Below are 23,066 nucleotides of genomic sequence, written 5' to 3'. Positions count from 1 at the left end.
GCTGTTCACAGGGCCCTGCTCAGCCCGCCTGCGCTATGCGGTTCGGCCGGGCCGCCTTCTTGAGTTCCATGTCGCGGCGGCGCCTGCGGGCCAGGACCACTCGGCGTTCCGCGGCCGTCAGGCCGCCCCAGACGCCGTAGGGCTCCGGTTGCAGGAGCGCGTGCTCGCGGCACTCGACCATCACCGGGCAGCGGGCACAGACGCGCTTGGCCGCCTCCTCCCGGGAGAGGCGCGCGGCGGTGGGTTCCTTGGACGGTGCGAAGAACAGGCCGGCCTCGTCGCGCCGGCACACCGCCTCGGTGTGCCAGGGTGCGTCTTGGTCCCTGTCCCGCACTGGCACCCGCTGGGCCGGAACGGCAGCGACCTGCAGGGACGAATGCGGCGGTTGCAGCACGGTCTACTCCTGACGACGGCTTCGCGAGCGAGCGACGATGCAGCAAGCCCTACCCGCTGTGCGCGGGCCTATGCACTGAGTGCAGGACCGGCCCGATTCACAACCGTCAACGATCCAGGTGCTTGCGCAAACTCTTGTCGACCTTGCGCTGAACCCGATCGAGAATGTCCGCGACGAGCTTGCCGCGCTTCGGCTTCGCTTCCACATTGCCCAGTACCGCCCAGCCGTCGATGTAAACGACCGGGGCGTCCGGGTCGGTCGAGTCGAGCGGCGCCACCTCGAAGTTGCCCAGCACACCGCCGCCGGTGCCGCGCAGCGACACGTTCTCCGGGACGCGTATCTCGATGTTGCCGAAGACCGAGACCGTCTTGATCACGACCTGCTGGTACTCGAAGAGCGCCTCGCTGAGGTCTATCTCGACGGAACCGAAGATCGCGTACGCGTGGATACGGCGGCCCGCGCGCCAGCGCCCCTTGCGGACCGCGCTGCTGAACACCGCCACCACGTTGTCGTCGGGGTCGGCCGGGATCGCGCCCATGGTGGGCCGGTTCGGGGCCGCGGCGAAGGCGGGGGCGGCGCGGTCGCGGTGGGCGGCGGGCAGGTCCCGTATGAAGCCCTCCAGCTCGCCGACCGTCTTGGCGGCGAGCACGCCCTCCACCCGCTCGGCATGCTCGTCGGCGGTCAGCCGGCCCTCGGCCAGGGCTTCGCGCAGGATGTCGGCGATACGGTCACGGTCGGCATCGGAGGCGCGGAGTTCCGTCTGCTTCTGAAGGTCCACGGCAACAGCGTACCGAAACGCGATAGATCGCGACTAGGCCTGTGGATAAGTCTTGTACAAGCAACTGAGCCTTACCTCACAAGCTTCCGGTCTTGGACAGGTTCTACGCTGGTGAGACCCGCCAACGGAGGCGGGCGCCGTCTGCCGAGTGAGGAATGGGCTGAGATGCCTGAGTTCGCGTACACCGATCTGCTCCCCATGGGAGAGGACACCACCCCGTACCGGCTGGTGACCTCCGAGGGTGTCTCCACCTTCGAGGCCGACGGGCGGACGTTCCTCAAGGTGGAGCCGGAGGCGCTGCGCAAGCTCGCCGCGGAGGCCATCCACGACATCCAGCACTACCTGCGCCCGGCCCACCTGGCCCAGCTGCGCCGCATCATCGACGACCCGGAGGCGTCCGGCAACGACAAGTTCGTCGCCCTGGACCTCCTGAAGAACGCGAACATCGCGGCCGCCGGCGTGCTCCCCATGTGCCAGGACACCGGCACCGCGATCGTCATGGGCAAGCGCGGGCAGAACGTGCTCACCGAGGGCGGCGACGAGGCCGCGCTGAGCCGCGGCATCTACGACGCCTACCTCAACCTCAACCTGCGCTACTCGCAGATGGCTCCGCTCACCATGTGGGAGGAGAAGAACACCGGCTCCAACCTCCCGGCCCAGGTCGAGCTGTACGCCACCGACGGCGGCGCCTACAAGTTCCTGTTCATGGCGAAGGGCGGCGGTTCCGCCAACAAGTCCTTCCTCTACCAGGAGACGAAGGCCGTCCTGAACGAGTCCTCCATGATGAAGTTCCTGGAGGAGAAGATCCGTTCGCTCGGTACGGCCGCCTGCCCGCCGTACCACCTGGCGATCGTCGTCGGCGGTACGAGCGCCGAGTACGCCCTGAAGACCGCCAAGTACGCCTCCGCGCACTACCTGGACGAGATCCCCGCCGAGGGCTCCGAGCTGGGCCACGGCTTCCGGGACAAGGAGCTGGAGCAGAAGGTCTTCGAGCTGACCCAGAGGATCGGGATCGGCGCGCAGTTCGGCGGCAAGTACTTCTGCCACGACGTACGCGTGGTCCGCCTGCCGCGGCACGGCGCCTCCTGCCCCGTCGCCATCGCGGTCTCGTGCTCCGCCGACCGTCAGGCCCTGGCGAAGATCACCCCCGAGGGCGTCTTCCTGGAGCAGCTGGAGACGGACCCGGCGCGCTTCCTGCCGGAGACGACGGACGAGCACCTCGACGAGGCGTCCGACGTGGTGAAGATCGACCTGAACCAGCCGATGGAGACGATCCTCGCCGAGCTCACCAAGTACCCGGTGAAGACCCGGCTCTCGCTTACCGGCCCGCTGGTCGTGGCCCGTGACATCGCGCACGCCAAGATCAAGGAGCGCCTGGACGCGGGCGAGGAGATGCCGCAGTACCTGAAGGACCACCCGGTCTACTACGCCGGTCCCGCGAAGACTCCCGAGGGCTACGCGTCCGGCTCCTTCGGCCCGACGACGGCCGGCCGTATGGACTCGTACGTCGAGCAGTTCCAGGCCGCGGGCGGCTCCAAGGTGATGCTCGCCAAGGGCAACCGGAGCAAGCAGGTCACGGACGCCTGCGACGCGCACGGCGGCTTCTACCTCGGCTCCATCGGCGGCCCGGCCGCCCGCCTGGCCCAGGACTGCATCAAGAAGGTCGAGGTCGTCGAGTACGAGGAGCTCGGCATGGAGGCGGTCTGGAAGATCGAGGTCGAGGACTTCCCGGCGTTCATCGTGGTGGACGACAAGGGCAACGACTTCTTCCAGGACCCGGCACCGGCACCGACGTTCACGACGATTCCGGTACGGGGCCCCGGGCTGGCCTGACCCTGTGCCGGACGCCCCCCCTGATGGACGCAGGGGCGGGCGTCTTGCATCACTTCGCGTCCCGCGTCACTTCGCGCAGAGGGTCACGTCGACCGTGCCGCCGGGGTTGGTCACCTGCGGGGCGTCCGACATCGTGGCCAGGGCCGTCCCGCCGCCCGCCGCGATCAGCGCGGTGGCTACGGCGGCGATGCCCACCGTCCGCCGCCGACGGGTGCGCCGTAGGATCCCGGGCGCGATGTCGAACGCGGAGGCGTCGGCCGAGCCGGCGTAGTCGTTCATGGCGTTCACCAGTTCCTCCTCGAAGGGTGTGCAGCCGGAGGGCCGTGCGTCGTCGTACGAGGTCATCGGGTTCCTCCCTGGGGCTGCCGTGGTGAAGGGCCGGAGAGTGCGGGGAACTGGCCTCTGAGCTTCGCGATGCCCCGGGCCAGCTGCGAGCACCGTGCTCGGCGAGATGTCCAGGTCGGCCGCTGTCTCGGCGTCGGAGAGGTCGTCGACCTGCCCGTACTCGTCCCCGGGGGCGCTGCGGTCGCCGCGCGGCGATGAGACCTGAGTCACAGCCCCCGGGTGGCCCAAGGTCCGGAACATCCCCACCCTCCCGATCGCTATACGGACATGAGCGAATACCGCATCGAGCACGACTCCATGGGCGAGGTCCGCGTCCCCCTGGACGCCAAGTGGCGGGCCCAGACGCAGCGGGCCGTGGAGAACTTCCCGGTCTCCGGGCAGCGGATCGAGCGGGCGCACATCGAGGCGCTCGCGCGGATCAAGGGGGCCGCGGCGAAGGTGAACGCGCGGCTGGGGGTGCTCGACAAGGATGTCGCCGAGGCGATCCAGGAGGCGGCCGCGGAGGTCGCCCGGGGGACTGGGACGACCAGTTCCCGATCGACGTGTTCCAGACGGGGTCCGGGACCTCGTCCAACATGAACACCAACGAGGTCGTCGCCACGCTGGCGAGCGAGCGGCTCGGCAGGGACGTACACCCGAATGATCATGTCAATGCGTCCCAGTCGTCCAATGACGTGTTTCCGTCCTCCATTCACGTCGCCGCCACCGCCGCCGTCACGCGTGATCTGATCCCGGCCCTGGAGCACCTCGCCGCCTCGCTGGAGCGGAAGGCGGCGGAGTTCGGGGATGTCGTGAAGTCCGGGCGGACGCATCTGATGGATGCCACTCCGGTGACCCTGGGGCAGGAGTTCGGGGGGTACGCGGCGCAGGTGCGGTACGGGGTCGAGCGGCTGTACTCCTCGCTGCCGCGGCTCGCCGAGCTGCCCCTCGGCGGGACGGCGGTCGGGACCGGCATCAACACCCCGCCCGGCTTCTCCGCCGCCGTCATCGAGGAGGTCGCCCGCGTCACCGGGCTGCCGCTCACCGAGGCCCGCGACCACTTCGAGGCGCAGGGCGCGCGGGACGGGATCGTCGAGACCAGTGGGCAGTTGAGGACCATCGGGGTGGGGCTTACCAAGATTGCGAATGACCTGAGGTGGATGGCCTCCGGGCCGCGGACCGGGCTCGCCGAGATCAACCTGCCCGATCTGCAACCCGGTTCGTCGATCATGCCCGGCAAGGTCAACCCGGTGATCCCGGAGGCCGTGCTCATGGTCGCCGCCCAGGTCACCGGGAACGACACCACCGTCGCCACCGCGGGCGCCGCCGGCAACTTCGAGCTCAATGTCATGCTGCCGGTCATCGCCAAGAACGTGCTGGAGTCGATCCGGCTGCTCGCCAACGTCTCCCGGCTGCTCGCCGACCGGACCGTCGACGGCATCACCGCCAACCGCGAACGGGCCCGCGAGTACGCCGAGTCCTCGCCGTCGGTGGTCACCCCGCTCAACAAGTACATCGGCTACGAGGAGGCGGCCAAGGTCGCCAAGAAGGCGCTCGCGGAGCGCAAGACGATCCGCCAAGTCGTCCTGGAGAACGGGTACGTGGAGCGCGGCGACCTCACCGAGGAGCAGCTGGACCAGGCCTTGGATGTCCTGAGTATGACGCGCCCGTAACCAATCATGGCCGGTGGGAGAACCGTGACGCGGACCGCAGCGTCGTATGCCCTGGGCACCTAATATCTGTTCATGGCAGACGGTGGAGCGGTGAGAGCGGACGAGGCGGCGGGTACTGCGACGGGTTTCTGGGCGCCCGGGACACAGGTCCTGTGGCGGTACCGGGAGAACGCCGGCGAGCACTTCCACATCGTGCGGCCCGTCACCGTCGTCCGCGACGACGCCGAACAGCTCGCCGTGTGGCTCGCGCCCGGCACCGAGTGCGTGAAGCCGGTGCTCGCCGACGGCACGGCCGTACACCAGGAGCCGCTGCACTCGCGCTACACCAAGCCGCGGACCGTCCAGCGCGACCGGTGGTTCGGCACGGGCGTGCTCAAGCTGGCGCGGCCCGGTGAGCCGTGGTCGGTGTGGCTGTTCTGGGAGCCGGGCTGGCAGTTCAAGAACTGGTACGTGAATCTTGAGACACCGCTGGTCCGTTGGGCCGGCGGGGTCGACTCCCAGGACCACTTCCTCGACATCTCCGTGCACCCGGACCGCAGTTGGCGGCTGCTCGACGAGGACGAGTTCGCGCAGGCCCAGCGGGACGGACTGATGGACGCCACGGTCGCCGAGCGGGTGCGGGAGGCGGGGCGTTCGGCGGTGGAGGTGATCCGCGCCTGGGGCCCGCCGTTCGACGACGACTGGCAGCACTGGCGCCCGGATCCGTCCTGGGCTGTACCTTCGTTGCCGGAGGACTGGGACCGTACGCCCGCGCACGTGTCCACATGAGACCCTTGATGCGCCCCCGGTCCACAACCGTAGGATCGTCCTCCGCAAGGGCGCAGGGCGGCAACTCCCGGAACATGCGCTGGGCTTGACCGAACGTCACCGAGGGGCGGCAGGACGTGAGCGAGTGGTACGAGGGCAACACCTCTGCGAGCCCGAGATGGTTCGCCGGTGGCACAGGAACCGCCTCTGACCACGCGGGAATTCCGTTCCGGGTGCACGCATTCCGGGTATCGGAGTTTCGGCGGGCCGAACCGCGCGTATGGCGCGCAGCCCCGGACGGATGGATTCGACACGCGTGACGGAGCACCCGACCTCCTTCGAGCGCCGACAGCCGGGCGCCGACCCCGCGGACCCCCGCGGGGCGCTCCTGCACACCCCGACGCAGGCGCCTCCCGCCCCCGCGGCCGCCTTACCGGCACAGGCCCGCACCGGAGAGACACCGTCGACGCCGGGTACGGCCACGCCGTGCGCCAAAGGAAAGGATCCGGCCTCGCCCCCCGACACCACCGGCCCCGAGCACTCCCAGCCGGCCGCCGTAGAACCAGACACGCATCGCCCGCGGCCCGTGCCCGAGGGCATCCCGGCCCAGCCCGCGGCCGAGCCCGAGAAGGCCTCCGGCGGGGGCCAGGAGCGCCGCAAGGGGGCCGGGGTGACTCCCGGGCAGCCGACGCCCATGCGGCGGGACGGGGACCGGCTGCGCTTCGTCGGGGCCGCCACCCGGCGGATCGCCCGCGGTATCGACCTCGACGAGATCGTGATGGGGCTGTGCCGGGCGACCGTGCCGACCTTCTCCGACGCGATCCTCGTCTATCTGCGCGACCCGCTGCCGGTCGGCGACGAGCGGCCCACCGGCCCGCTGCTGCTGCGCCTGCGCCGCACCGACCGCATCCCGGCCGAGCGGGACACCGAGGGCGGCGGCTTCTCGCCCGCGCTCCAGCCGGAGCCGGCCGAGCTGACCGGCCTCGACACCCTCGGCGCCGAGCTGTGCGAGGTGCGCCCCGGCAGCGCGCTCGCCGAGGTGCTGCGCGGGGTGCGCCCGGTCTTCACGGACGCGCCCGCGGCCCATGCCGCCCTGCCGGAACTGCTCGGCGAGGGCGGCGAGTTGGCCGTACCCGGCGGACAGCGCTCGATCCTCGCCCCGCTGCGGGGCCGACGGCGCGTGATCGGCGCGGCGCTGTTCCTGCGCCGGCCGGAGCGGATCCCCTTCGAGCCGGACGACCTCCTGGTCGCCGCCCAGCTGGCCACGCACAGCGCGCTGGGCATCGACAAGGCGGTGCTGTACGGCCGTGAGGCGTACATCGCCGACGAGTTGCAGCGGACCATGCTCCCGGAGACGCTGCCGCGGCCCACGGGCGTGCGGCTGGCCTCCCGTTATCTGCCCGCCGCCGAGACCGCGCGCGTCGGCGGCGACTGGTACGACGCGATCCCGCTGCCGGGCAGCCGGGTCGCGCTGGTGGTGGGTGACGTCATGGGCCACTCCATGACCTCGGCCGCGATCATGGGCCAGCTGCGGACCACCGCCCAGACACTCGCCGGGCTGGACCTGCCTCCGCAGGAGGTCCTGCACCACCTCGACGAGCAGGCCCAGCGGCTCGGCACCGACCGCATGGCGACCTGTCTGTACGCCGTCTACGACCCGGTCTCGCACCGGATCACCATCGCCAACGCGGGCCATCCGCCGCCGGTGCTGCTGCATCTGGGCGGGCGGGCCGAGGTGTTGCGGGTGCCGCCGGGTGCGCCGATCGGGGTCGGCGGGGTCGACTTCGAGGCCGTCGAGCTGGACGCGCCGGCCGGGGCGACGCTGCTGCTGTACACCGACGGGTTGGTCGAGTCGCGGCTGCGGGACGTGTGGACCGGGATAGAGCAGCTGCGGGAGAAGCTCGCCGCGACCGCCCAGCTGACCGGGCCGGATCATCCGCCGCCGCTGGAGGCACTGTGCGACGAGGTGCTCGACATGCTCGGGCCGGGCGACCGGGACGACGACATCGCGCTGCTCGCCGCACGCTTCGACGGGATCGCGCCCAGTGACGTCGCGTACTGGTTCCTGGAACCGGAGGACGCGGCGCCGGGGCGGGCCCGGCGGCTGGCCCGGCGGGCGCTGGACCGGTGGGGACTGGAGGAGCTGAGCGACTCCGTCGAGCTGCTGGTGAGCGAGGTCGTCACCAACGCGGTCCGGTACGCCACTCGGCCGGTGACCCTGCGGCTGCTGCGGACCGACGTACTGCGGTGCGAAGTGGGCGACGACGTGCCCCAGTTGCCGCGGCTTCGGCAGGCCCGGGCGACGGATGAAGGCGGACGCGGGCTGTACCTCGTCAACCGCCTGGCCCGGCGCTGGGGCGCCACCCGGCTGAGCACCGGAAAGGTCGTCTGGTTCGAACTGAGCAAGACGGCCGTGCAGTAAAGGCCAGTAAGGACCAGTAAGGGCCAGTAAGGAAACGCAAAGGGCGCCCGGTGATCACCGGGCGCCCTTCCTTCTGCGTGCCTACTGGTCGTCGTTCGGGTTCAGCGGGTCGTCCACTGCGCCCGTCGGGGTCTGGGTCGGGGTCTGGGTGGGCGTCTGGGTCGGCGTCTGCGTAGGCGTCTGGGTGGGCGTCTGCGTAGGCGTCTGGGTCGGGGTCTGCGTAGGCGTCTGGGACGGCGACTGGGACGGCGACTGCGTCGCGCTCTGGCTCGGGGTCTGGGACGGGGTGTACGAGGGCTGGACGGCCGCGCCCTGCGTGGTGTCCAGGTCGAACTTGACGCCCGTGGCCGAGACTCCGAAGGTGTACGCCGCCCAGATCTGGGCCGGGAAGCCACCGCCGTTGACGCGCGGGAAGCCGCCTGCCTTGTACATCGAGACCTGCGCGCCGTTCTTCTTGGACTCGCCGAACAGGCCGACCGAGGTGACCAGGTCGGGCGTGTAGCCGGTGAACCAGGCCGAGCGGTTCTCGTCCGACGTACCCGTCTTGCCGGCGACCTTACGGCCGTCACGGTTGGAGTTGTCGGCCACCGACACCTTGGCCGTACCGTCGTCGACCACGCCCGTCAGCACCGAGGTGACCGAGTCGGCGGCCTCGCGGCTGACGACCTGGTCGCCGATCGGATCCGGCAGCTTCACCTCGTGCTGGCTGCTCTCCACCGACTTGATGATCGTCGGCGTGACCTGCTTGCCGTGGTTGTCGAGGGTCGCGTACACGCCGGCCATCTGCCACGGGCTCGCGCCCATCGTGCCGAGGGTCTGCGCGGGTACGGACTTGAGGTCGGCGGTGTCCATGCCCAGCTGGCTGGCGACCTTGAGCACCTTGTCCATGCCGACGTCCACGCCCATCTGCGCGAAGACGGAGTTGACCGACTTGTTCATCGCCGTCTGGACGGTGATGTTGCCGTAGTTCTGGTCGTCCTCGTTCTCCGGGGCGAAGCCGACCTTGGTGCCGTCGTCCACGACCTGGCGCTTGCTCGTGCCGTCGTACATCGTGTTCGCGGTGATCGCCTTGCCGGTCTGCGTCTGGGCGTCCTCGTCCAGGGCCGCCGCGAGGATGACCGGCTTGAAGGTCGAGGCCGGCTGGTAGTCGACGCGGGTCGCGTTCGAGCGGTAGTGCTTGTAGTAGTCCACGCCGCCGTAGAGGGCGACGACCGCGCCCGTCTTCGGGTTCACCGAGACCGCGCCGGCCTGCACGTCCGCGTCGACCGAGCGCTTCTTCGCGTCGAGCTTGCTGGTCAGCTGGGACTTGGCGGCCGCCTCCAGCGCCTTCTGCTTCTTCTTCTCGATGTTGAGCGTGATGGTCCAGCCACCCGCCTTGACCATCGTCAGCGCGTCGTTGACGTTGTCCGCGGTGCCCTGCGCGACCAGCTGCTTGGCCAGCTGGTTGTTGGCCGCGTCCACCAGGTAACCGGTCTGGCCGCCCATGCCGGGCGCGGCCTTAGGGGCCTTCGGGATCGGGAACTTCAGTCCCTCGCGCTTGGTCTTGTCCAGCCAGCCCTCCTCGACCATGTTGTCGAGGACGTAGTTCCAGCGGGCCTTCACCAGCTCCTTGCCGGTGTCGGACGCGACCGCCCAGTCGTACTGGCTCGGCGCCTGGAGCAGCGCGGCGAGGTAGGCGCCCTGCTCGACCGAGAGCTTGTCGGCGTCGACGCGGTAGTAGGCCTGCGCGGCGGCCTGGATGCCGTAGGCGCCACGGCCGTAGTAGCTGGTGTTGATGTAGCCCGCGAGGATGTAGTCCTTGGACTTCTCGCGGTCCAGCTTCAGGGAGATGACCAGTTCCTTCAGCTTGCGCGTGACGGTCTGGTTCTGGGTCAGGTAGAAGTTCTTGACGTACTGCTGGGTGATCGTCGAACCACCCTGGGCGCCCTTGCCGGACAGCGTGTTGAGCAGACCGCGCGCGGTGCCCTTGAGGTCGACGCCGGCGTCCTTGTAGAAGGTCTTGTTCTCGGCGGCGACGAAGGTCAGCTGGACCTTCTTGGGCACCTTCGCCAGGTCGACGATCTCGCGGTTGCGCTCACCGTCGCGGGTCAGCAGCGAGCCGTCGCTGTACTTGTAGACATTGCTTTGCAATGTCGCGTCGGCGTTGCCCGCGGGAATGTCGATCATCATGTACAGCGCGATGAAGGCACCCATGCCGAGCAGGCACATGCCGAAGAAGGCGCCGACGATCTTCTTCCAGGTGAACATCCGGCGTATGAAGCTCTTGCCGTCCTTGCCCGCGCCCTTGCCCGCCTTGCCCCGGCCCGGGTTCTTGCCCTGGGCTGCCCTGCGGGCGGCCGCCCGGCCACCTATGACGGTCGGCTCGGCCTCCGCCGGGCCCGGGGGCGCCGTCGCCACGGACGAGCGCGTAGGGGGCGCTGCGCGGCGGCCACCGCGCTGTCGCGCTCGTCTCTCGTCCGCTCGTCCCATTGGTCCGATCCGCTCCGCTTCGTTCATGTGTGCTCATGAGTCACACAGGTTCGCCGCTCAGGTCAGCTCAGAAAGCTAACACCGGGAGATGTGGCAAAGGTCCGCCGTTCCGGCCTTTTGCGGACGTGACAATCAGCACCCGCCGCCAAAGGAACCGACGGACGAGAGGGGTAGAGGGTTGCCCTGCGGGGTAAAGTGATATCACTTAGATAGAATTACGAGAACGGGGGAACACCATGTCCGCGCACGACTCCACACCGGCCGCCGACGTACCGGAGATGCCGACACCGCACGTCCGCGAGTTCACCGCGCACAGCATCGGCGGCGCGCTCGCGCTGCTGCTCGGGCTGCTTGGCCTGCTGATCGCAGTCGTCCTGTTCGCGGCCTCGTCCGCGAGCCCCGGCTTCGCCGTCGGCGGGGTCTTCGTCCTCATCGCCGCGCTCATCTCACTGCGCGGACTCAACACCGTCGCGCCGGGCGAGGCGCGGGTCGTGCAGCTCTTCGGGCGCTACCGGGGGACGATCCGGCAGGACGGCCTCCGCTGGGTGAACCCCTTCACCTCGCGCACGAAGATTTCCACCCGCGTACGCAACCACGAGACCGCCGTCCTCAAGGTGAACGACGCCTACGGCAACCCGATCGAACTGGCCGCGGTGGTGGTCTGGAAGGTTCGGGACACCGCGCAGGCGACCTTCGAGGTGGACAACTACCTGGAGTTCGTCGCGACCCAGACCGAGGCGGCCGTGCGGCACATCGCCATCGAGTACCCGTACGACGCCCACGACGAGGGCGGGCTGTCGCTGCGCGGGAACGCGGAGGAGATCACCGAGAAGCTCGCGGCCGAGCTGCACGCGCGCGTGGAGGCGGCCGGGGTGCAGATCGTCGAGTCGCGGTTCACGCACCTCGCGTACGCTCCGGAGATCGCCTCCGCGATGCTCCAGCGGCAGCAGGCCGGGGCGGTCGTCGCGGCGCGGCGGCAGATCGTGGACGGAGCGGTGGGGATGGTCGAGGCAGCGCTCGCGAGGATCACCAAGCAGGACATCGTGGAACTCGACAACGAGCGCAAGGCGGCGATGGTGTCCAACCTGATGGTGGTCCTGTGCGGCGACCGGGCACCCCAGCCGGTCCTCAACACCGGGACCCTCTACCAGTGACGGCTCCTTCAGGGGGTTCCTCCCCCAGCGTCGGCCGCAGCAGCGCAAGCAGGTGCTGCTGCGGCTGGACCCGTCGGTGTACGAGGCGCTGGCGCGGTGGGCCGGGGACGAGCTGCGTTCGGCCAACGCGCAGATCGAGTTCGTACTGCGGAGGGCCTTGAAGGAGGCGGGGAGGCTGCCCGGGGAGGCCGGGCCGATTCCGCGAAGGGGTCGACCGCCCGCGCCACCCCAGTAGCAGAACCGTGACAATCACCCCCCACCTGCGCATCCCCACACCCCGCCATGATCTACACACTCCGCGTATACACGAGGCGTATACACCCCGTGTAGAGTCCTCGGCATGTCCATCGGTCACACCCTTCTGGGGCTCCTGGAGTCCGGGCCGCGTCACGGTTACGACCTGAAGCGGGCCTTCGACGAGAAGTTCGGTCATGATCGGCCGCTGCACTACGGCCAGGTCTACTCGACGATGTCGCGGCTGCTGAAGAACGGCCTCGTCGAGGTCGACGGCATCGAGGCCGGCGGCGGGCCCGAGCGGAAGCGGTACGCCATCACCGACGCCGGGATCACCGACGTCGAGCGATGGCTCGCGACGCCCGAGGCGCCGGAGCCGTATCTCCAGTCGACGCTCTACACCAAGGTCGTCCTCGCGCTGCTGACGCACCGCAACGCCGCCGACATCCTCGACACGCAGCGTGCCGAGCACCTGCGGATGATGCGGATCCTGACGGATCGGAAGCGGAAGGGTGATCTCGCGGATCAGCTCATCTGCGATCACGCCCTGTTCCATCTGGAGGCCGACCTGCGGTGGCTGGAACTCACCGCCGCGCGTCTCGACAAGCTCGCCGAGGTGGTGGCCAAGTGACTCCCGCCGGTTCCCTGCTCGTCGCCGACGAGCTGCGCAAGTCGTACGGACCCACCACCGCGCTGGACGGTGCCGAGTTCTCCATCCACCCCGGTGAGGTCGTCGCCGTGATGGGCCCGTCGGGGTCGGGGAAGTCGACGCTGCTGCACTGTCTCGCCGGGATCGTGACGCCCGACTCCGGGTCGATCATGTACAACGGGCGCGAGATGGCGACCATGAGCGACGCCGAGCGCAGTCAGCTGCGGCGGTCGGAGTTCGGGTTCGTGTTCCAGTTCGGGCAGCTCGTGCCCGAGTTGACCTGCGTGGAGAACGTCGCACTGCCGCTGCGGCTGAACGGCACCTCCCGCAAGGAGGCCGAGCGGGCCGCGTTGACGTGGATGGAGCGCCTCGAAGTCGACGACCTCGGGAAGAAGCGGCCAGGTGAGGTGTCCGGCGGGCAGGGGCAGCGGGTCGCGGTGGCTCGATCGCTGGTCACCGATCCGCGGGTGCTGTTCGCCGACGAGCCGACCGGCGCGCTCGACTCCCTCAACGGCGAGCGCGTGATGGAGCTGCTGACGGACGCGGCCCGGACCGCCAACGCGGCCGTCGTGCTCGTCACGCACGAGGCCCGGGTGGCCGCGTACTCCGACCGCGAGATCGTCGTACGGGACGGGAAGTCCCGGGACATGGAGCGCGTCGTATGAGTGCTCGTCAGTCGGCCAGGGATCTGGCCATGGGGGTGCGGTTCGCCTTCGCGGGCGGGCGAGAGGGCTGGACCCGGGCCGTACTGACGGCCGTCGGTGTCGGGCTGGGCGTGGCGCTGCTGCTGATCACCACGGCGATCCCGAGCGCGCTGTCCGCCCGCGACAAGCGCGGCACCGACCGGGACGACTTCACGTACAGCGCGAAGACGCTGCCGAAGTCGGACCGCACGCTGATCATCGCCAACGCGGAGTCGACCTTCCGCTCCAAGGACATCCGCGGCCGGCTCGTGGAGCCCGAGGGCGTGAAGGCGCCGCTGCCGCCGGGCGTGGCGAGGTTCCCGGGGAAGGGCGAGATGGTCGCCTCGCCCGCGCTGAAGAAGCTGCTGGAGTCCGGCTCGGGCAAGCTGCTGCGCGAGCGCTACCCCTACCGGATCGTCGGGACGATCGGGAACTCCGGGCTGATCGGGCCTGCCGAACTCGCCTTCTACGCCGGCGCCACCGGCCTGGAGAACCACCTCTCCAACGGCTCCGTCGAGCGCATCGACTACTTCGGGCCCTCCGCCAACCGCACGCCGGACGAGCTGGACCCGGTGCTGATCCTGCTCATCATGATCATCTTCGTGGTGCTGCTGCTGCCGGTCGGCGTGTTCATCGCGGCGGCCGTCCGCTTCGGCGGCGAGCGCCGGGACCGGCGGCTCGCGGCGCTCCGGCTGGTCGGCGCGGACGGGCGGATGGCCCGCCGGATCGCGGGCGGGGAGGCCCTCGCGGGGGCGCTGCTCGGGCTGGTGCTCGGCACCGTCTTCTTCGTGGCGGCCCGGCAGTCGGCGAGCGTACTGGTGGTACGGAACGTCAGCGTCTTCCCCAGCGACCTCAACCCCTCCCCCGCGCTGGTCGCGCTGGTCGCCGTCGCCGTACCGGCCGCCGCCGTCCTGGTGACGCTGTTCGCGCTGCGCGGGGTCGTCATCGAACCGCTCGGCGTGGTCCGTACGTCGAAGCCGCCGCGCCGCCGGCTGTGGTGGCGGCTGCTGCTGCCGCTCGGCGGCCTGGCGATGCTGTACCCGATGATGGGGCAGGGCAACGACAACGGCAGCTTCAACGAGTGGATGGTCATCGGCGGCACCGTGCTGCTGCTGATCGGCGTCACCGCGCTGCTGCCCTGGGTCGTCGAGGCCGTGGTGGCCCGGCTGAACTCGGGCTCGGTCTCCTGGCAACTGGCCGTGCGCAGGCTCCAGTTGAGCAGCGGTACGGCGGCCCGGATGGTCAACGGCATCGCGGTCGCGGTGGCCGGGGCGATCGCGCTGCAGATGCTGTTCGCCGGGGTCGAGAACGACTACACCAAGCAGACGAACAACGACCTGAACCGCGCCCAGATGCAGGTCTCCCTGCACAGTGACGTCCCGTTGGCCCAGGTGGGCCGGGCGCTCTCCGAAACCGAGGGCGTGCGCCGCGCGTCGGCCCTCTCGCTGGGCTCGGCCGCGGACCGGGCGAAGAACCCGGACACCTCGCTGGAGGTCGCCGTCGGCAGTTGCGCGGAACTGCGCGAGGTGGCACGGCTGGCGACCTGCCGGGACGGTGACGTCTTCCGGATCACCGGGGGCGAGTACGGCGACAAGGCGAAGGAGTTCACCGCCCCGGGCCGGACCCTGTACTTCGACCCCCGGTACGACGACCACCCGAGCCACACGGCCGCCTGGAAGGTGACCTCCGGCGTGCTGACGGCGGAGGGGCGCGAGGACCCGACCGGTTACGAGCGCGGCGGCCTGCTCTTCACCCCGGGCGCGCTGCCGGCCTCCGCGGAGGCCGGCCTGAGCCCCATGGTGTACGTGTCGCTGAACCAGTCCGTACCGGACGCCCGTGACCACGTGCGCAACACCGCGGCCCGCCTCGATCCGCTGTCGGACACGTTCAACCTGGCGGCCAGCGAGCAGTCGCTGCAGTTCAAGCCCATCCGCAACGGCCTCTTCGTCGGCGCCACCTGCGTCCTGATGCTGATCGGCGCGAGCCTGCTGGTCTCCCAGCTGGAGCAGTTGCGCGAGCGCAAGAAGCTGCTGTCCGCGCTGGTCGCCTTCGGCACCCGGCGCCGCACGCTGAGCCTGTCGGTGCTGTGGCAGACGGCGATCCCGATCGCGCTGGGTCTGGCGCTGGCCTCGGTGGTCGGGCTGACGCTGGGCGCGGTGCTGCTGCGGATGACCGGCGACTCGGTGACGGTGGACTGGGCCGGCGTGCTGGCGATGACCGGCATCGGAGCCGGTGTCGTCCTCGCGGTGACGCTGCTCAGCCTGCCGCCGCTGCTGCGGCTGATGCGCCCGGACGGCCTGCGCACCGAGTAGCTGCCGTACCGGCCGCGCCCAGGCCCCTCCCCCGCGACGGGGAGGGGCCTGACGCGTTCACAGGCCGTACTCCCGCACCACCCGCCGCACCTGGGCGAAGAGCATGCCCACGTTGACCGACTTACGGCAGACGACGACCGCCACGACGTCCTGCTGCTCGCTCATCCGCACGAACAGATGAGTGAGATTCTCGCTGTTGACGAGGATCTCCTGGAAGAAGTGGTTCTCGCTCTGCATTCCACGGCGTTCCTTGAAGACGTCCTCGATCATCACGACCGTGCGGCCCTGGAACAGGTCGAGGGTGGCGCCCGCCAGCAGGTCCAGGACCTCCGGCGGGTGGTTGTCGACCGTCTCGTACGACAGCAGCATGCCGGTGGACATGTCGACGACGCCCGAGGCCACACAGTCGGGGGCGTCGGTACGGAGGGACTTGACCAGGCCCATCACCTGGTCGGAGAAACCGGGGGTCATACGCTTCGTCGCCATCCCTTCAGACTCCTTCTGCTGTCTTGTTCATGAGGATCGAGCCGATCCGGTCGAGCGCGGGCTGGGTGGCCCGGTGCAGTCGGTCGACGTCCAGGCCCTCGTCGCCGAGGACGACCATCAGGGCCGTGTCGCCGACCGCGTAGAAGGCCGCACAGCCGTGACTGCCGTACGTCACGGTCTGGCGCAGCGCGCCGCGGGCGGTCGCCTGGGCGGTACGGCGGGCCAGGCCGAGGCCGGCCGCGGCGAGCGCGGCGAGTCCCTCCGGGTCGATCGAGTCGGCGGTGTCGGCCGCGATGAGCAGTCCGTCGGCGGCCGCGACCGCGGTGTCGGTGATGCCGGTCACCTGCTCCCGCAGGCCGCGCATCTCGTGCGTCAGGGCTTCGTGGTCCATGTATTCAACTCCCGCAATTTTCTTGGGATCCGTGCGTCTCGGGGTTTCGGTGATCGGAAGGGGTGCGGTGATCGGTGGGGTTGCGGTGATCGGTGGGAATGCGGTGATCGGCTCATCTCGGGGTTCCGTTCCGGAGACGGAAGAAGCCGCCGGGCCTGCGGCGGGGCAGGTCGGCGGGTAGGGACGGTTCGGGCGGGGGCGGGGCGGGCGGCGGCGGGGTGCGGTGCTGGATGCCCTCGGGAGGCGTACGGACCGGGATCGGTGAGGGCGGCGGGGCGCACTCCAGCTGGCCCTCGGCGAGCATGCGGCCGATCTCGACGGTCACCGTGTAGACGCCGCGGCCGGTGCGGAAGGCGAGGTCGCGGGCGCTGCGGCGGCCGTCGGCGTGGGCGAGCAGGTCGCGGCGCAGCTCGCCGAGCTCGCCGTCGGCGAAGTGCCGGGCGGGGACCGGCCGTTCGCGGTCCGGGTGGACGGGGTACGGCAGCGCGGCGAGAGCGGCGATCTTGCGGGCCGCGTCCTCGATGAGGCGGGCGGGCGGCTCGCCGACGGGGACCGGGGCGGGCGGGTCGAAGCCGGGGGCGCCGCGCTCACAGCCGTCGACGCGGCCGGCGACCACCGCGAACGCCGCGTCCTGCAAGGCCATCACGCACACGACCCGCAACTGGGCGGCTCCGGCGTACCCGTGGGCGATCAGCCCGGTGGCCGGCCAGCGTGTCCCGCCCGACTCCCGCACCAGCGCGGCCCACTGCTCGCCGGTCACCCGGCCGGAGCGCAGCAGCAGCGCCTCGGCGCCCGGTGCGCCGGGGGACTCCACGGAGACGACCAGGCCGCCGCGGAAGTGGAAGGTGCCACCGGGTGAACCGGACACCCGCAGCTCTCCGGTGAGCCCCTCGCGCCCGCAGGATTCCAGGGACCGCGCCAGCAGGTCGTAGCCCGACATCACGCCCCTCGCCCGCCGCAGCCGAGTCGCACATACGCCTGACGCGTAGCGCTGAGGGGTGAAGGTCTATCAGCCGCGAGGGGTGTTCCGGCCGGAGATTTCCGACCTGTCCCGAGGTGACGGAAGTTGCCCTTGGGTTCCTTCCAATTCTCTTTGTTCGGTGCTCATTTGGCCGATTCGGCGACGGTTTTCACTCGGGTGCGGCGGCGGTGCTGGGGGCTGCGCCCCCAGACCCCCCTTCGGCCTGGAGAGCCTCGTCCTCAAACGCCGGACGGGCTGGATTTTGATCACCGGAGTTCGCCAGTTGCCGTTCCTCGTCGTAGGCCCTCAGGTAGCCGACCACCGTGTTCGAGACCGCCACCAGGGGTACGGCGACCACCGCGCCGCCGATGCCCGCCACCATGCCGCCCGCCGCCACCGACAGGACCACGGCGAGCGGGTGGACGCGGACCGCCCGGCCGAGGATGAAGGGCTGGAGGATGTGGCCCTCGATCTGCTGGACCAGGAGGACCACGGCCAGGGTCATCACCGCGGTGAAGACGCCCTGGGTGACCAGGGCGACGACCACGGCGAGGGCGCCGGAGGCCACCGCGCCGACCAGCGGGATGAAGGAGAACAGGAAGATGAAGACGGCCAGCGGGACCGCCATCGGGACGTCCAGGAAGTAGATGCCCAGGCCGATGAAGGTGGCGTCGATCAGGGCGACTATCACCGTGCCGCGGACGTAGGCGGTGAGGGTGCGCCAGGCGCGCGGGCCGGCGCCGGCGACGCCCGGGCGGGCGGCGGCGGGGACCAGCTTCAGGGTCCACTGCCAGATGCGCTCGCCGTCGTAGAGCAGGAAGAGGGTGGAGAAGAAGGTCAGCAGGATGCCGGTCAGGGCCTCCACGACGACCTGGACGCCCTCCAGGCCCGCCGAGGTGATCTGGTCCGTGTTGGCGCCGACCGCGTCCCGCAGGTTCTTCGCGATCTGGTTGATCTGCTTGTCGGTGACGTGGAACGGGCTCTTCAGGAGCCAGTCGCGCAGGTCGTCGATGCCGTTCTGGATCTGGTCGGAGAGCGTGTCGATGTTCTCCATGACCTGCCAGGTCACGAACCAGCCGATCAGGCCCAGGATGACGAAACCGAGGATCGCGGTGAGCGCGGTCGCGGGCCCGCGCGGGACGCCGTAACCCTTGAGGCGGGCCACTGTGGGCTGGAGCAGGGCCGTGATGAGCAGGGCCACCACGAAGGCGAAGACGACGAGTTGGACGCTGCTGATGACCCGCATCAGGACCCAGACCGTGCCCGCGAGGACGAGCAGGCGCCAGCCGGCCTCGGCGGCGACGCGCACCCCCCAGGGGACCGCCTGGGAGGGGTCTGGGCGGGGGCCGGCGGGGGCGGGAGCCCGGGCGGGGGGTGCTTCGGGAGTGCGGTCCGTGGGCAGCGGGGGCGAGGCGGCCGGGCGGGGGGCGCGGGGCGGGGGGCCGGTCTCGGCGTCCTCCCGGGCCACCTCGGCGCGGCGCTCGTCCAACCGCTCACTCACCTCGGTGAGCCCGGCACCGAGCCGGCCGAGCCACCCTGGCACTCGCGACATGATCCGTCCTCTTCCCCCGCGTCCCCGGGTGCTGGCCACCACTCCCTCCCCCTGGAGCCGTCCGCGTCCGACCGTACAGGGCAACAGCCCCTCCCCTAGGACGGGGAGGGGCTGTTGAAGGTTGAGAGGTGGGCCCGTGGGCCTCGCCGGCTCAGTACCAGCTGTTGGCCTGCCAGAAGGACCAGGCCTCGCACGGGCTGCCGTACCGGCTGTTCATGTAGTTGAGGCCCCACTTGATCTGGGTCGCCGGGTTCGTCTGCCAGTCGGAGCCGACCGACGAGTACTTGCTGGCGGGGAGGGCCTGGAAGAGACCGTAGGCGCCGGAGGAGGCGTTCACCGCGTGGTAGTTCCAGCTGGACTCGTGGTCCACGATGTTGCTGAAGCACTGGAACTGGGAGCTCGGCACCATCTGCCGTGCCATCGACTGGATCTCGGCGACGGTGTAGGAGCTCTGCACCGGGAAGTCCGCGGAGCTGCGGCTCGCGGCGGCCTTGGCCTCGGCGCGCTCCTTCGCCTCCTTGGCCGCCTTCTCGGCCGCGGCCTTCTTGGCGACGGCGGTGTCGGCGGCGGCCTTGCGGGCCGTCTCCTCGGCGTCCTTCTTGGCGCTCGCGTCGGCCTGGATGGCCTGGGCGTCGGCCTGCTGCGTCAGGGACGCGGTCTGCACCTGGGCCTGCTGGCCCGTGGGTATGTCCGCGAGCAGCGTGGTGTCGGCTGCCGTCGCCTCGGCGTCGTTGTTCTGCGCGACGCTGCCCGAGGCAACTCCGACGACGCTTCCGACGGCGGTGACCGCGGTGGCCGAGGCCACTGCGAATCCCCGGACCGAAATCCGGCTCACACGGTTTCCTTCCAGCATCGCCCGCTTCGGTGACCCTGGCGGACGCAATCGTGCCCCTGGCGCTGGTCTCCGAACTGCGGGGTCACGGGAGACGCGGGCCCGGTGGGCAACTCCCTTGCGAGGAGAGCCGTGTGATGCTCGGGCGGCATACGACGTCGACTATGGAATTGGCGGTGCTGCTGTTGTTCCGTACCGCTGGGGTACAGGTGTGTCGTATGCGGGGCCTGACAGGAGTGAGACTCTGCCGCACGTGGACGCCGGGTGGCAATTCTGAGTTGCGTGTGAAAGCTCACATCTCGTTTGACCCAGGGGATTTCGGCAAACCGCACCACGCGAAAGCGCCGCCCCGCTAGGCTCTCAGGCTTTGCGGGACGGCGCCAACTGGTGCCGAATCGGGCAGATTTGACTGGATCCGCTAGATCTGGCCGTCTTCCAGCATTTCGGTCACCAAGGCCGCGATCTGGGACCGTTCGGACCTGGTGAGGGTCACATGCGCGAAGAGCGGATGCCCCTTCAGCTTCTCCACGACGGCGACCACACCGTCGTAGCGGCCTACGCGCAGATTGTCCCGCTGGGCCACGTCATGGGTCAGAATGACCCGCGAATTCGCGCCGATCCGGGACAGAACGGTCAGCAGTACGTTCCGTTCCAGCGACTGCGCCTCGTCCACGATCACGAACGCGTCGTGCAGCGAGCGTCCGCGGATGTGGGTGAGCGGCAGGACCTCCAGCATCCCGCGTGCGGTGATCTCCTCGATGACCTCGCGGCTGGTGACCGCGGACAGCGTGTCGAAGACCGCCTGTGCCCAGGGGCTCATCTTCTCGGCCTCGGAGCCCGGCAGATAGCCGAGTTCCTGCCCGCCCACCGCATAGAGGGGACGGAAGACCATCACCTTCTGGTGCTGGCGGCGCTCCAGGACCGCCTCCAGACCCGCGCACAGCGCGAGCGCCGACTTGCCGGTGCCGGCCCGGCCGCCCATCGACACGATCCCGACGTCCGGGTCGAGGAGCAGATCGAGCGCGATCCGCTGCTCGGCGCTGCGGCCCTTGATGCCGAACGCCTCACGGTCGCCGCGCACCAGACGGATGTTGCCCTCCGCCGTGACCCGGCCGAGCGCCTTGCCGCGCTCGGAGTGGATCGTCAGACCGGTGTGCACGGGCAGGTCCGACGCCTCGGGGACGTGGATGTGGCCTTCCTCGAAGAGGATGTCCACCTGCTCGGCGCCCAGGGTCAGTTCGGACATTCCGGTCCAGCCGGAGGAGTCCGTGATGGCGAGTTCGGCGCGGTACTCCTCGGCGAGGAGACCGACCGAAGAGGCCTTGATCCTGAGCGGCAGGTCCTTCGACACGACGGTGACGTCGAACCCCTCGGCCTGCAGATTGCGGGCGACCGCGAGGATGCGGGAGTCGTTGTCCCCCAAGCGGTAGCCGGAAGGCAGAACGCTGGGGTCCGAGTGGTTGAGCTCGACACGGACGGTGCCGCCCAGTTCGCCGATCGGGATGGGGGCGTCGAGACGGCCGTGCCGTACCCGGAACTCGTCGAGCAGGCGCAGCGCCTGCCGGGCGAAGTAGCCGAGTTCGGGATGGTGCCTCTTGGCCTCCAGCTCCGTGACCACGACGATGGGGAGCACTACCTCGTGCTCGTCGAAGCGGCTCAGGGCGTTCGGGTCGGCCAGCAGGACGCTGGTGTCGAGAACATAGGTGCGCCGGTCAGGCATACGACGCTTTGTGCTGGTCACCACGGAAGGACGTACCCCCTCGGAAGAGGTCGGGGAGCGACGGAGTGGAGCTGGGCCGGTCGACGGCCCGTTTGCACGGGCCGGGAACCGGCCCTCCGCCTTTTCGTCCGTGCTGCGACCGCACGTTCGGGCTGGTGCAAAGGGCCTCCCGGGCGGACGGCCCCGTGCCGCCCGCTGAGATCCGACACCCGTGGTTCGGGCATCGACCTGACTGGCTTATGCCCTCGAACATGCGGTGCCATGCCGACGCATATGACGGCGCCCTGGTGAACTCCTTGTTACATGCGTCCCATATCGGGGTAGTCGCGGTCCCTCGGGGGTGCGGAGTGTCAGCCGCCGTAACGCCGGTGTCGCGCCGCGTAGTCGCGCAGGGCGCGGAGGAAGTCGACCTTGCGGAAGGCCGGCCAGAAGACCTCGCAGAAGTAGTACTCCGAGTGAGCCGTCTGCCACAGCATGAATCCGGACAGCCGCTGTTCGCCGCTGGTGCGGATGACCAGGTCGGGGTCGGGCTGGTCGCCGGTGTAGAGGTGGCTGCCGATCAGGTCGACGCTGACCGAGTCGGCCAGGTCATCCATCGAGGTGCCCTTGTCATGGGCGTCGACGATCATCGACCGCACGGCGTCGGCGATCTCCTGGCGGCCGCCGTAGCCGATGGCGACGTTGACGAGTATTCCGTCGATGGCCGCGGTGGACTCCTCGGCCTCCTTCAGCGCGTTGCGCATCTGCGAGGGCAGGAGGTCGGGGGTGCCGACGTGGTGGACGCGCCAGCGGCCGTCCGCGGCGAGGGTGCGGACGACGTCCTCGATGATGCCGAGCAGGGGGCCGAGTTCGTCCTGGGGGCGGTCGAAGTTGTCCGTCGACAGCAGCCAGAGGGTGACGACCTCCACGTCCGTCTCGCTGCACCAGCCGAGGAACTCCTCGATCTTCTCGGCGCCGGCGCGGTGGCCGTGCACGGTGGTGGAGCCCGCGGCCTTCGCCCAGCGTCGGTTGCCGTCCATGATGACGCCGATGTGCTTGGGCACCTGAGCGTGGTCCAGGTGGCCTTCCACCCGGCGTGCGTACAGCCTGACCAGCAGGCCGCGCAGCTTGTCGCGCAGGTTCACTTGAATGTCCGCCCCTCCGTGTGTCTGCGGTCCCCGTGCGGGGAGCGTACCGGGGTCGTCCCGGGCACAAAAAACGGGCCGGTCCGTGGGGGGGATACGGACCGGCCCGAGGGGGGTTTCCACCATAACCCTTCGTAAGTGATGCTGCGTGCATCGGCGTGCCACAACTACTCTCCGGAATCGAATGGCGACGCGGCGGTGGTCGTCCAGGGGGCATTTCATGGCGGATCCTTGGCCGGATCACGGCAGATTCCCAGGGGAAACGGGCGGGATGCGGGGCGATCCGGAGGGTATGACGCTTCTGAGGCCTTGATTGGCGAGTTGTCCA

At 69.9% G+C, this 23,066-nt stretch carries 18 protein-coding genes and 1 pseudogene; 8 read left to right on the top strand and 11 right to left on the bottom strand.

From position 1 onward, the window contains the following. Positions 1 to 19: 19 nt before the first annotated feature. Both ACQEWB_RS30855 and ACQEWB_RS30850 read right to left on the bottom strand, forming a co-directional pair. Positions 20 to 394 carry a WhiB family transcriptional regulator gene (locus ACQEWB_RS30855; RefSeq protein ID WP_432836685.1) on the bottom strand — a complete coding sequence of 125 codons (375 nt, stop codon included), beginning with the start codon at positions 392 to 394 and terminating at the stop codon, positions 20 to 22. Between the two features lie 106 nt (positions 395 to 500). After that, complete coding sequence (locus ACQEWB_RS30850; RefSeq protein ID WP_432836683.1) at positions 501 to 1,172, bottom strand: DUF1707 SHOCT-like domain-containing protein; 672 nt, start codon at positions 1,170 to 1,172, stop codon at positions 501 to 503. A gap of 165 nt (positions 1,173 to 1,337) precedes the next feature. Between ACQEWB_RS30850 and ACQEWB_RS30845 the strand changes: the two genes are divergently transcribed. Continuing rightward, the gene (locus tag ACQEWB_RS30845; protein WP_432836681.1) at positions 1,338 to 3,005 is read left to right on the top strand and encodes a fumarate hydratase; all 1,668 of its coding nucleotides are present in this window, start codon (positions 1,338 to 1,340) and stop codon (positions 3,003 to 3,005) included. Between the two features lie 66 nt (positions 3,006 to 3,071). On the opposite strand, the gene ACQEWB_RS30840 is transcribed toward ACQEWB_RS30845, so the two are convergent. Beyond that, entirely contained in the window at positions 3,072 to 3,350 is a 279-nt protein-coding gene (locus ACQEWB_RS30840; protein ID WP_432836679.1) for a hypothetical protein, read from the bottom strand. Positions 3,351 to 3,617: 267 nt separating this feature from the next. Here ACQEWB_RS30840 and ACQEWB_RS30835 point away from each other — a divergent pair. The 3 genes and pseudogenes from ACQEWB_RS30835 (at position 3,618) to ACQEWB_RS30825 (ending at position 8,171) form a co-directional block, all read left to right on the top strand. After that, positions 3,618 to 5,002, top strand: a pseudogene (locus ACQEWB_RS30835) (class II fumarate hydratase). 72 nt (positions 5,003 to 5,074) lie between these two features. Continuing rightward, positions 5,075 to 5,770: a cytidylyl-2-hydroxypropylphosphonate hydrolase gene (gene fomD / locus ACQEWB_RS30830; RefSeq protein WP_432836677.1), complete on the top strand. Its 696-nt coding sequence runs from the start codon at positions 5,075 to 5,077 to the stop codon at positions 5,768 to 5,770. A gap of 280 nt (positions 5,771 to 6,050) precedes the next feature. Then, positions 6,051 to 8,171 carry a SpoIIE family protein phosphatase gene (locus tag ACQEWB_RS30825; protein ID WP_432836675.1) on the top strand — a complete coding sequence of 707 codons (2,121 nt, stop codon included), beginning with the start codon at positions 6,051 to 6,053 and terminating at the stop codon, positions 8,169 to 8,171. An 81-nt stretch (positions 8,172 to 8,252) separates the two neighbouring features. Here ACQEWB_RS30825 and ACQEWB_RS30820 read toward each other — a convergent pair whose 3' ends face one another. After that, the gene (locus ACQEWB_RS30820; RefSeq protein ID WP_432836673.1) at positions 8,253 to 10,640 is read right to left on the bottom strand and encodes a transglycosylase domain-containing protein; all 2,388 of its coding nucleotides are present in this window, start codon (positions 10,638 to 10,640) and stop codon (positions 8,253 to 8,255) included. A gap of 236 nt (positions 10,641 to 10,876) precedes the next feature. Between ACQEWB_RS30820 and ACQEWB_RS30815 the strand changes: the two genes are divergently transcribed. From ACQEWB_RS30815 to ACQEWB_RS30800, 4 genes are all read left to right on the top strand, one after another. Further along, on the top strand, positions 10,877 to 11,794 hold the full coding sequence (locus tag ACQEWB_RS30815) for an SPFH domain-containing protein (RefSeq protein WP_432836671.1): 918 nt from the start codon (positions 10,877 to 10,879) through the stop codon (positions 11,792 to 11,794). 340 nt (positions 11,795 to 12,134) lie between these two features. Continuing rightward, positions 12,135 to 12,659 (top strand): PadR family transcriptional regulator, encoded by a 525-nt coding sequence (locus tag ACQEWB_RS30810; protein ID WP_133044406.1) that lies wholly within the window; start codon positions 12,135 to 12,137, stop codon positions 12,657 to 12,659. Next, entirely contained in the window at positions 12,656 to 13,342 is a 687-nt protein-coding gene (locus tag ACQEWB_RS30805; RefSeq protein WP_432836668.1) for an ABC transporter ATP-binding protein, read from the top strand. The genes ACQEWB_RS30810 and ACQEWB_RS30805 overlap by 4 nt, the downstream gene beginning before the upstream one ends. After that, the gene (locus ACQEWB_RS30800) at positions 13,339 to 15,672 is read left to right on the top strand and encodes an ABC transporter permease (RefSeq protein ID WP_432836666.1); all 2,334 of its coding nucleotides are present in this window, start codon (positions 13,339 to 13,341) and stop codon (positions 15,670 to 15,672) included. The genes ACQEWB_RS30805 and ACQEWB_RS30800 overlap by 4 nt, the downstream gene beginning before the upstream one ends. A 57-nt stretch (positions 15,673 to 15,729) precedes the next feature. Here the strand turns inward: ACQEWB_RS30800 and ACQEWB_RS30795 are convergent, their stop codons facing one another. The 7 genes from ACQEWB_RS30795 to ACQEWB_RS30765 all read right to left on the bottom strand — a co-directional run bounded on the left by ACQEWB_RS30795 (position 15,730) and on the right by ACQEWB_RS30765 (position 22,738). Then, positions 15,730 to 16,158 carry a hypothetical protein gene (locus tag ACQEWB_RS30795; protein ID WP_432836664.1) on the bottom strand — a complete coding sequence of 143 codons (429 nt, stop codon included), beginning with the start codon at positions 16,156 to 16,158 and terminating at the stop codon, positions 15,730 to 15,732. Positions 16,159 to 16,162: 4 nt separating this feature from the next. Beyond that, entirely contained in the window at positions 16,163 to 16,549 is a 387-nt protein-coding gene (locus ACQEWB_RS30790; protein ID WP_242766020.1) for a roadblock/LC7 domain-containing protein, read from the bottom strand. A gap of 112 nt (positions 16,550 to 16,661) precedes the next feature. Beyond that, entirely contained in the window at positions 16,662 to 17,489 is an 828-nt protein-coding gene (locus ACQEWB_RS30785; protein WP_432836662.1) for a MarR family transcriptional regulator, read from the bottom strand. Between the two features lie 190 nt (positions 17,490 to 17,679). Further along, positions 17,680 to 19,062 carry an AI-2E family transporter gene (locus ACQEWB_RS30780; protein ID WP_432836660.1) on the bottom strand — a complete coding sequence of 461 codons (1,383 nt, stop codon included), beginning with the start codon at positions 19,060 to 19,062 and terminating at the stop codon, positions 17,680 to 17,682. Between the two features lie 151 nt (positions 19,063 to 19,213). Beyond that, positions 19,214 to 19,897 carry a transglycosylase SLT domain-containing protein gene (locus ACQEWB_RS30775; RefSeq protein ID WP_432836658.1) on the bottom strand — a complete coding sequence of 228 codons (684 nt, stop codon included), beginning with the start codon at positions 19,895 to 19,897 and terminating at the stop codon, positions 19,214 to 19,216. A 415-nt stretch (positions 19,898 to 20,312) separates the two neighbouring features. Next, positions 20,313 to 21,638, bottom strand: coding sequence for a PhoH family protein (locus tag ACQEWB_RS30770; RefSeq protein WP_432836656.1), 1,326 nt, complete (start codon positions 21,636 to 21,638; stop codon positions 20,313 to 20,315). Between the two features lie 326 nt (positions 21,639 to 21,964). After that, a complete protein-coding gene (locus ACQEWB_RS30765) occupies positions 21,965 to 22,738 on the bottom strand; it encodes an isoprenyl transferase (protein WP_432836654.1) in 774 nt (257 codons plus the stop codon). Positions 22,739 to 23,066: the final 328 nt, after the last annotated feature.

The sequence above is a fragment of the Streptomyces sp. CA-249302 genome (assembly GCF_050936785.1).
GTDB lineage: Bacteria > Actinomycetota > Actinomycetes > Streptomycetales > Streptomycetaceae > Streptomyces.
The sequence above is the reverse complement of the archived record's forward strand: the minus strand, read 5'-3'. Positions and strand labels throughout refer to the sequence as shown.